7 protein-coding genes are annotated in these 9,758 nt (G+C 58.4%); 5 read left to right on the top strand and 2 right to left on the bottom strand.

The genetic code is table 11. From position 1 onward, the window contains the following. The first annotated feature begins 112 nt into the window (after positions 1-112). The 4 genes from Q0106_RS00260 (at position 113) to Q0106_RS00245 (ending at position 5,245) form a co-directional block, all read left to right on the top strand. Entirely contained in the window at positions 113-1,369 is a 1,257-nt protein-coding gene (locus tag Q0106_RS00260) for an autotransporter outer membrane beta-barrel domain-containing protein (RefSeq protein ID WP_297607437.1), read from the top strand. A gap of 163 nt (positions 1,370-1,532) precedes the next feature. Next, complete coding sequence (locus Q0106_RS00255; RefSeq protein WP_297607435.1) at positions 1,533-2,075, top strand: hypothetical protein; 543 nt, start codon at positions 1,533-1,535, stop codon at positions 2,073-2,075. Positions 2,076-2,367: 292 nt separating this feature from the next. After that, positions 2,368-3,600, top strand: a complete 1,233-nt coding sequence (locus tag Q0106_RS00250) for a dicarboxylate/amino acid:cation symporter (protein ID WP_297607434.1) — start codon at positions 2,368-2,370, stop codon at positions 3,598-3,600. A gap of 238 nt (positions 3,601-3,838) precedes the next feature. Next, on the top strand, positions 3,839-5,245 hold the full coding sequence (locus tag Q0106_RS00245; RefSeq protein ID WP_297607432.1) for an MATE family efflux transporter: 1,407 nt from the start codon (positions 3,839-3,841) through the stop codon (positions 5,243-5,245). 495 nt (positions 5,246-5,740) lie between these two features. Here the strand turns inward: Q0106_RS00245 and Q0106_RS00240 are convergent, their stop codons facing one another. Then, positions 5,741-6,082: an H-NS histone family protein gene (locus Q0106_RS00240; protein WP_297607430.1), complete on the bottom strand. Its 342-nt coding sequence runs from the start codon at positions 6,080-6,082 to the stop codon at positions 5,741-5,743. 305 nt (positions 6,083-6,387) lie between these two features. Next, positions 6,388-8,196 (bottom strand): aryl-sulfate sulfotransferase, encoded by a 1,809-nt coding sequence (locus Q0106_RS00235; RefSeq protein ID WP_297607428.1) that lies wholly within the window; start codon positions 8,194-8,196, stop codon positions 6,388-6,390. A 206-nt stretch (positions 8,197-8,402) separates the two neighbouring features. On the opposite strand from Q0106_RS00235, the gene Q0106_RS00230 reads away from it, so the two are divergent. Then, a complete protein-coding gene (locus Q0106_RS00230) occupies positions 8,403-9,377 on the top strand; it encodes a LysR family transcriptional regulator (RefSeq protein WP_297607426.1) in 975 nt (324 codons plus the stop codon). The last annotated feature ends 381 nt before the right edge of the window (positions 9,378-9,758 follow it).

The raw sequence follows: 9,758 nt of genomic DNA, 5'->3' as shown, positions 1-9,758 counted from the left end.
GAAAATTGCAAAGAGAAGCACTCATTAACTTTTCGGATTCTGCGATCGCCCTGTTTTGTCCTCAGGCAAGATTTCCGCGACGAATACCAATGTCAATGTGGAAAACGGTTTTGTGGATGTAAAAAATACCCTCGATCTCGCCAATTCAACGCTAACGCTTTCTGAAACTTCCCCGCTTTCAGTTGATACGCTTTCAACCAGCGGCGATAGTTCCCTGACTTTCAACACAGTCAAAAAGGGCGGTATTGCTATTCAAAAGCTGAACGGCGACCTGAAGCTTCGCGCCGGCAGCAAGGTTACGGAAACCTACGGCACTGCCTCGGCGGCCTTGAATGCCATTAAGAACGACATCATCTCTGCCAACTCCGAAACGCTGATGAAAGGCTTCACCGGCGGCGAAGCGAGCGACTTGACTGCGGCCTGGGAATACAACCCCGAAACCGGTTCCGTCACCACGACTGGCGACGCGAGCGGCCTTTCTCCCACGCTGGTAGCTGCCAAGAAGACGGCTGGCGCAACCCTCGCTCAGTGGCGTTATGAAGTCAATCACGTTTCTGAACGCCTGGGCGAAGTTCGCAATCTTCAGGGCTCCGTTGGTACCTGGGCTCGCGTTTACGGCGCTGAAGCGAAGCTCGAGGACTCGGTTTCCACGAAGGTGAAGGCCAATACCATTCAGGTCGGCGCTGACGTGCGCGTCGGCGACAACTGGATCGTGGGCGGCGCTTTCGGCTACACGGATTCGAAGGCCGACTTCTCGAACGGCGATTCCTCGACCGACAGCTTCAGCCTTGCTGCTTACGGCACGGCCTTCTTCCCGTGCGGCGGCTACGTCGACCTCATTGCCCGCGTGGGCCGCATGAGCACCGACGTGGATGTTGCGACGGTCACGGACTTCAAGAGCTCCTACGACAACACGGCCTTCGGTGTTTCCGCTGAAGTGGGCTATCGCTGGGACATCTCGAAGACTTTCTACCTCACCCCGCAGGCTGAACTCTCCTACGGCTTCGTGAAGGGCGCCGACTACACGGCTGAGAACCAGATCCGCGTTGATCAGGACGACTTCCAGACGCTCGTCGGCCGTCTCGGCTTCCAGGCCGGCATGAATGTCGCCGACGGCGCGGGTACGGTCTACCTCACGGCTTCCGTCAATCACGACTTCCAGGGCGAGAGCGATGCGTACGCCCGCCGCGGCAATTCTGCTGTCCAGAAGCTCTCCGAGGACCTCGGAGGCACGTGGGTTTCCTACGGCTTCGGCGGTCAGATCAATGTGAAGGACAACTGGTCCTTCTACGGATCCGTCACCCGCGCCAACGGGTCGGATTACCAGGAAAACTACCGTTACTCGGTCGGTACCCGCTACTGCTGGTAATCTGAGCTGAGAAGGCCCCAAGGGTCTTCGGTAGTCATCAGCTAAGGAATCCCGGAATGCGCCATCACTGGCCGCTCCGGGATTTTTTCTGTCCGCTTTGCTCCGGACCGCGCTAGAGTGCTTCTCTGGAATTTTCAAACCGCCTGATCGGGCAGGGCACCCAATGACATTCTCTTTCGACTGGATTCTTGCGGGCTTCGTTTTCGTGCTTGCAAACCTCTACCTCGGCATTCAGCTCGTACGCCTCATCTGGCCGCTCCGGGCGCTCAAGCTTTCCGCCCGCCTCAGAAAGGAATCCGTTGACGCAGCATCCTGGCTTTCGCTCGCGACCGATGAGTTCGAAGTCCGCTCGGCGATTCCGGTGAAGCTTGTCGTCTTTCTCCTCCAGAGAGGAGACCTTCGGGACCCTGCGGAACTCCGCTGCCGGTCGCTCTGGCGCCGCGGCTGGATCTACACCATCCTCACGCTGATCCTCTTTTACGCTCAGCCTTATTTGTTCGGGACGAGCATGGATTCGCTCTCCCTCACGCTCGTCCTCTGCCAGGCGCTTGCAGCGTTCGCTCAGGCGCTCCTCATTCAATCCATCGCGGATTTCCGTCGCCTCAAGGTCCTGCAGTACCTCGATCAGAAAAACCGCCGCGCGCGGGAATCGGAACAAAAGGATCAGGCTGCTGACGCACCGCAGGACCATGACGCGTTCAGGTGAGTCTTTGAAGACCGCATCCGCTTTTTTCGCACTCTCGTGAGAAGCCGCATCGCCCTAAGCGGCATGCAATAACAAGAACCGGAAGGGATGTGTTTTGCCAGCGATCTTTACAAACGTAAAGGAGGATTATCCCTAATCAAATATTGGCGGTAATAAGGCTAACCTTAACCCTGATACGCAAAGGCAGCCTGCCGAAAGAAGAGGAGGAGAGCGATGATCGCGCAAAGCCCCGTTTTTGTGAGAACCGGCCTGCTGTCTTTTTTCATTCAGCCTTATTCCGAGGAGACCCATAATGGCTGGCAAACTTAAAATTTCATTGGCCTGGCAGATGATGATCGGCCTTGCGCTCGGCGTCATCGTCGGTGCCGTTGTCGACTCTCAATTCGCCCAGACCTATCTGCAGCCCCTGGGCACGCTCTTCATCCGCCTCATTCGCATGGTGGTGGTTCCCCTCGTCGTCGCAACGATCATTGCGGGCGCCGCGGGCATTTCGGACACCTCGAAGCTCGGCCGCGTTGCAGGCAAGGTCCTTGTCGTCTATGCCGTCACGACGGCCATCGCCGTGGCGATCGGTCTTCTCTTTGCAAACCTCATTCAGCCGGGCCTCGGCCTGGACCTCTCGACCGACGGCTTGGTCGCCAAGGCCGTTAAGGCCCCGAGCCTGACGGATACGCTTCTCAACATCGTTCCGATCAATCCGATGGAAGCGATGGCCACGGGCTCGATGCTCCAGATCATCTTCTTCGCGGTGATCTTCGGCTTCGGGCTCGCGTCCCTCGGCGAACGCGGAAAGCCCGTCCTCCGCTTCTTTGAAATCGTGGGCGACGTGATGATCCGCGTCACGGGCTACGTCATGATGTACGCCCCGATCGGCGTCTTCGGCCTCATCGCCTTCACGGTTGCGAAGCACGGCCTCTCGGTGCTCCTTCCGCTCTTCTCCCTCATTCTCACGTCCTTCATCGCGACGGTGGTTCTCGTCTTCCTCGTCCTCATCCCGATTGTTGCGGTTATCGGGAAGACCAATCCGGTCAAGTTCCTGAAGGGCATCTTCGAGCCCTGGCTCGTCGCCTTCACGACCTGCTCGTCGGCAGCTGCGCTCCCCGCCAACCTTGCCGCCGCTCGCAAGCTCGGCGCCACGAAGTCGATCGCTTCCTTCTCGATTCCGCTCGGCAACACCATCAACATGAACGGCACGGCCGTCTACATGGGCGTCTGCGCGATCTTCGCGGCTGAAGTCTTCGGCATTCACCTCACCTTAACCGACCAGCTCACCGTTGTTCTGATGGGCGTTCTCGCCGCCATCGGCACCGCGGGCGTTCCGGGCGCCGGCCTCATCATGACGACCGTCGTCTTCACGCAGGTGGGCATTCCCCTTGAAGCCGTGGCGCTCATCGCCGGCATCGACCGAATCCTCGACATGATCCGCACGTCGATCAACGTCGTGGGCGACGTTGCTTCCGCCGTCGTCGTGACGAGTCTTGAGGGCGACCTCAACAGCGATCCCTATCAGGAAGGCGAAGCCTGAGTCTGACTCAGCCGCTTTTCGGGTTCGGTTCATGAACCAATGAAGGAGGCAGTTCCGGTTCCGGCCGGGGCTGCCTTTTTCAAATGAGGAGTCCTTTTCCGGCTGCTTCAGGCATGAGAGCGGAAGAATCAGGCAGCTGCGGACCGCGCGGCGGGTCTAAGATTCGGTCACAATTCTCAGGCGGCCGTTTTTCATTTTTTTCTTTTCATCCATGAGTTCGAGTCCCAGCAGAACCTCCTTGCTCCTACAGACGCTCCGCAGCGGGCGCGAGCTCAGCGTGCGCGACGAGCTCGAACTCGTCGTCCGCCTTGCGGTTCCGGCGGCGCTTGCTCAGGTTTCCTACATCCTGATGCAGTACATCGACGCCTCGATGGTGGGGCACCTCGGCGCTGCGGATTCGGCAGCGGTCGGGCTTGTGAGCACGACGCTCTGGCTTTTCTACGGGATCGGCGGCGCCTCGATCATGGGGTTTTCGGTGCAGACGGCGCACCGCATCGGCGCAGAGGATTTCGATGCCGCGAGAAGCATCGTCCGCCAGGCCTTCACGACCGTCATGACGTTTTCCGCCGTCCTGGCAGCCGCAGGCTTCCTGATCAGCCCCCATTTGCCTATCTGGCTCGGCGGCGACCCCTCGATCGTCGGGAACGCTTCCGACTACTTCCTCATGATGGCGCTTTTTCTCCCCGCCACGTATTTCGGCTGGCTTGCGGGGGCGCTCCTGAGGGCAACGGGCGACATGAAGACCCCGAGCTACCTCGGGATTCTCATGTGCATCCTCAACTGCTTCTTTAATTTCCTGCTGATCTTTCCGACCTCCACCTACACGTTCCTCGGCATTTCCCTCACGGTCCCCGGAGCGGATTTAGGCATCATCGGCGCAGCCGTCGGCACGGGCATTGCTGAAACCATTGTCGGCGCCATCATGCTCTGGATGCTCGTCGTGCGCTCGCCCTTCCTTTCGCTCGTGGGGCGCTCTGGAAGCTTCATCCCGCAGGCTGCCGTATTGAGGCGTGCCTTTTCGATTGCGTCTCCCGTCGCAGCGGAACGCATTCTCATGTGCGGCGCGCAGATTCTTTCCACGGCCATCGTGGCGCCTCTCGGCATTGTTTCGATTGCTGCGCATACGCTCGGCATCACTGCCGAGAGCCTCTGCTACATGCCGGGCTACGGCATCGGCGACGCGGCTTCGACCCTGGTCGGCCAGTCCGTCGGCGCGAAGCGCCTTGATCTCGCAAAGCGCATTGCCTACAAGTGCGTCGGCGCCGGCATGGTCGTCATGTCGGTGATGGGGGTCGTCCTTTATTTCGCCGCACCGGTTCTCATGGGCATCATGACGGATGTGCCGGAGGTGATCGAATTGGGCACGAAGGTCCTTCGCATTGAAGCCTGGGCCGAACCCATGTTCGCTGCGGCCATCGTCTCCTACAGCGCCTTCATCGGCACCGGCGACACGCTCATTCCTGCCGTCATGAATTTGTCGAGCATGTGGGTGGTGCGCCTCTCGCTCGCCTGGTTCCTCGCTCCCGTCTACGGCCTCGTCGGCGTCTGGAGCGCGATGTGCGCCGAGCTCATCGTCCGCGGCGGCATCTTCCTCATGCGCCTCAAAAGCGGCGTGTGGCTGAGGAAACTCAAGCAGAATGCGTAGTCTTCGGATCCGGCAATAAGAAGCGGAGAGCATCTTTTTGACTTTTGCCGGCGGCGGAAAAACAGATTGTCCCGGGGTGAAGTGAAATAAAAAAAGGAATGCGGCACGCCGGCTCGCCCTCTGAATGGCGGGAAGAGAGCAGGTCGCAAAGCTGCGGCAGGGCGTTCGGAATTGATTCTGATTTCGTGATTTCAGAGCACTGAACGCTTTCACCGCCGCGATTCCATTTCCGCCGTGCCTGCTCACAATCTGACAAAAAATGGCAATTTTGTGAGCTCGGCCGCATTGAATCAGCAGACTGGAAGAGGAATTCCAATTCCGGGAATGATTTGCCTCAGGCGCTCTGATGAGAAGTGCGCTGCTCCCGAAATAGAACGCTCATTCGGATTCCTGACCAAAGAGAGCAAATAGAATTCTCAATGAAGGAAAAGCCCCGCTCACCGGAAAGGAGAGCAGGGCGAATGCTTCGGAGAAATAAAGATCTCTCAGCCGATTTTATTTGGCTTCAACGGGCGTATTGTTGGCGATCAGCATGTCGTCGTCAGAGTAGCCGGCTTCCCTCGCCTTGATGTACCACTGCGGGCGCTTGCCGCGGCCGGTCCAGGTTTCGGGGCCGTCGGGGTTGATGAACTTCGGCACGCCGGCATTCCTGACGGTCGGCTTGATCGCCTTGCCGTCCTTGCCGAGATGAAGATCAGAAGCGGTAAATTCAAAAACATCGATGAGGCGGATGCATTCTTCCTGCGCGCGGGCGCGGAGTTCCTGCCATTCCTCTAAGAGCTTTGATTCTTTTTCGCGATGGGCATTTACCTGCGCTATGATTTCGTCGCTTGTCATTCTGTAGACCTTTGGGAGGGAAGTGGAATGATTGGTATTCTACGCAATTCACCCTCAGACGGCTATCCCTGCGCGCTTCCTCTCATCCATCCTTCACCCGAATAAGCGACGAAAAGGATTGAGAGACAAGGTTCTCCGAAAGAAATCCCGATTCTTTTGAATGGCTTCAATCAGAATGGAAAGAGGCGCTGCCGCAATTCTGCTGATTGCCGGAATTATCCTCCGGATAAAGGAAATCCCCGACTGAACGTATTCGCTCAGACGGGGATTTCAATTGCTACTCAATCAGCTCAATCGATCAGGAATTACTGCTCGAAAGCGCTCTTCAGATCGACAGGCATTGCCTGGTAGCCGGTCGTCGATTCGACGCGCATTTCGACGGCGGGTTCCTTTTCACCCCAGTTGAACTCCATCATGTAGGGGTTCGGGGCCGACGTGAAGGCGCCGGTCTTGAGGTCGAAGGAAGCGCCCGCAGTGGCGGAGTAGACGAAGATCGAATTCTTGTCGGCGTGGTACTCGGTAAGCGACGTCACCGGGCTGAACCAGTCGTGGCCGCGTTCCTCGCCGAAGGTCCAGACCTGTTCAACCGTGCCCGCCTTCTCATCGACTTTGTAGACGACGGCGCGGGAATACTTCATTTCCGGAAGCGCCGGCTGCTCCATGCCGCGGGCGTCGCCGTTGTCGAAGGCCGTCAGATAAACGACGCCAGGCTTGCTCTTCGCATCAATGCGGAAGGCGGTGTGCTGGGTCCACGTCCAGTCAAAGCCCCCTTCGCAGGTCGCGTCCGTGCAGGCGATGGGCTTGCCCTGATGGTCGACGGGCTTCAGAACCTTGCCGGCAAATTCGCCCTTCCAGCCGCGCGGGGCGCCGAGGATCCACTTCACCTTCTTGTCGCGGCCGATCTTGATGATGGCCGACTGGTGGCGCGACGAGATGATGATCGAGTCGTCGGTCGGGTCGTAGTCGACGGAATTCACGTGCGCCCAGTTGCGGCCGATGCCGGTGCCCGCGATGTCGCCGTAGTGGTCGGATTCATTGAGCTTCCTGATGTCTTCTTCGGAAAGCGTCTTGCCCGCCTTAGAGGCATCGATGTTGAGGCAGACCGCGCCCTGGTCGAGCGCCTTGATGACGTCGGAGCGATAGGGGTCGAGGATGTCGAAGAGACGGAATTCGTCGACGACGTAGCCGTCATGGTCGACTTCAGCAATCACGTCGCGAACCGTGCGGACGTTCTGGCCGTTGGCGAGCTTCACGTTGGAGGAAGCCACGCGCAGGAAGAAGTGACCGTTCTGGGCGGGGTCGAGCGAGTGCGAGAAGTCGTTGTAGGAAATGGGAAGACGACGGTTCCAGATCTCGCGGCCCATGAGGTCGTACTTGGCGTAGCGCTGGCCGTAGCCCCAGGTGAAGGCGCCGTCCTTATTCTGGCGGAAGCCCATCATGTCGCCGCCGTAGTAGAGGGAATCCAGCGAATAAATCGAATTCGTGAAGAGGTACCAGCGATATTCGCCCTTCGTATCGACAATGCCGATCTGCGGGTTGAAGTTCCATTCGAGCGCGCCGCCCATGGGATTGTTCCAGACGGCATGGGAGGCCTTGCCCGCGAGGTCCTGGGCGTTGTTGAGAAGATAGAGGCGGTCCTTGAACTTCGGGTCAACCTTCACCGGGCGGACCTTCGGCATGGTCGAGCGTTCATTCGCGAGGCCGGAGGCTTCGACGTAGAGGGGCGAGCCGTAGATCTTGTAGATGTCGGTGAATTTTTCCGTCTTGCCGTTGAAGAGGCGCGTGTATTCGACCTTGACCGAATTGAGGTAGTCCGGATAGAGGCCGAAAACAGGGATGCCGCCGTGGGTGAGGAGCATGCGGCGCGAGACGTTGTAGGAGATTTCCTCGCCTTCGGGCTTTGGAAGCACCGTCACGCGGGCGTCGAGAATCTGGTAGCCGCCGTTCCTGATGATGGCCGTGAGCGGAGCCACTTCATAGGGGTTGACGACGATTTCGCCGAGGTGGCCCTGAACTTCATAGGTGGTTTTCGGGCCCGAGGCGCCGCCCATGGCCATGACGGCGGCAGGGATGAGCGCAGCGGCAGCGAGCGATGCTTTGAGAAGGCGGGACATGGATGCTTCCTTTTTCGAATAATGAAATGGTCCGGCACCGGAAGCGTGATGCAAAAATTGCCTCGTGCGGCTAGGATTCCTGCGGCAGATCGCGCTTCCGATCGCGTGCTCAGAACTATATGCCCGGGACTTCAGACCATCCATGGTGACTTTTCTGAGTTTTTGAACCCTGGAAGCGCAAAATAATCTTTCAGAATCTGAAAAATATGTCAGGCACCGATAACCAGCTTTCGCGCGAACTTCTCGTTTTTCTGACGACGCTCTATGAGCAGCGGCATCTCGGGCGAACCGCCACGCGGCTTTCGATCAGCCTTCCGAAGGCGAGCCGCCTTCTTGCGGAGGCGCGGACGGTTTTCGAGGATCCGCTCTATACGCGCTTCGGGCACGGCCTCGCGCCCACGGCGCGGGCGCACGAGGTCACGGCGCAGGCAAGGCGCGTGCTCGAGGAAATGGCAAAGCTCTTTTCGGCAGAGGCCTTCGATCCCGCGGCGATGAACCGCGTGATCCGCATCTGTTCACTCGACAATGCGATCCCGATCATGATCGAGCCCGTCCTCGAGCTCTTCATGAAGAAGGCGCCGAAAGCGGGGATTGCCATCCTTCCTCACGACGAACACACGCTTCTCAAGCTCCGCGCCGGAGAAGCAGACCTCGCAATCTTTCCGGCCGTCAATCTCCCGGCAGACTTTGCGAGCGTCCCGCTTCTGAGGACGCCTTACGTCTATGCGGTGAGAGCAGGGCATCCGCTTGAAGGGAAGGTTAAGGACGGCACGCTTACCATGCAGGACCTTGAGGCCTGCCGCCGGATTCAAATCTGCGTGCATCCGGACACGGACGATCCCATAGAAGGCGTGCCGGGCCCGGCGGAAATCCCGCTCAAGGCCGGACGGACGATGCTCTGGACGGAATACTGGCTCGGGGCCGTGAGGCTCATGCGCCGGTCGGATGCCGTTCTGATTCTGCCGTGGCGGACGGCAAAGGCGTTGGCGGAAGAGAGGCCACTCACAGTGCTCGCCCGTGCGGAGAGCGTGCCGTGGCTGCAGCCGGCGCTCATCTGGCACGCCCACACGACGCTTGATACGGGGCTCGAATGGGTGAGAAGCCTCTTCATTTCGGTGCTTCGCGGGAGTCTGAAGCCGCTCGAGCCCGATGAGGTCAGGCTGGGGAGGCTGGGGGAATAAGGAGTGACAGCTCGACAATGTTCGCACGCGGATTGAGAGGAGCAACGGTTAACTTCCGGCAGCACCTCGAGCTGCTTCTTGATTCCTCACTTTGGATCCGCTTCGCTTGTACATTTACTTCGGAGCTGGTGCCGCTATTCCTGCTGGCTGCATCATGTAAACCACGATTTTTCAGCTCAGTTTTTAAATCTCAGTCAGGACCAATTTCTTTTGATGACGCTTAGATCGAATAGATAATCATTCCTAAGAACAAAGGGTCTAAGACTTTCGCTTAATCTAATGTTGTTTATAGGCGACAAAGCTATATATTTGAAATTCCTAAAATAGCCCCGAAACTCATAACGCGCTCGGGTAATTAAGCACCGTTCCCATCGGTTAAGA

It is taken from the genome of uncultured Sutterella sp., from assembly GCF_937923675.1.
Classification (GTDB): Bacteria; Pseudomonadota; Gammaproteobacteria; order Burkholderiales; family Burkholderiaceae_F; genus Sutterella.
The sequence above is the reverse complement of the archived record's forward strand: the minus strand, read 5'-3'. Positions and strand labels throughout refer to the sequence as shown.